The following is a 212-nucleotide window of genomic DNA, read 5'->3' as shown; positions in this document are numbered from 1 at the left end:
CCCGACGCCAGCGGCGACTTCAACGCCCTCTTGCTGGACGTGGCCCTGGCCTGCAAGGCCATCGCCCGCTCGGTCGCTTTCGGCGCCCTGGGCGACGTGCTGGGCCGCCACGGCGCCGGCGACAGCGTCAACGTCCAGGGCGAAACCCAGCAGAAGCTCGACGTGATCAGCAACGAGATGTTCCTGCGCGCCAACGAATGGGGGGGCCACCT

General features: G+C 69.8%; 1 pseudogene. It reads left to right on the top strand.

Going from position 1 to position 212, the window contains the following annotated elements:
- Positions 1-212, top strand: a pseudogene (locus HA630_RS00725) (class 1 fructose-bisphosphatase); the annotation flags it as partial.

This window comes from Aquabacterium sp. A08 (genome assembly GCF_011742065.1).
Note: the sequence above shows the minus strand (reverse complement) of the source record. Positions and strands in the feature narration are given on the sequence as shown.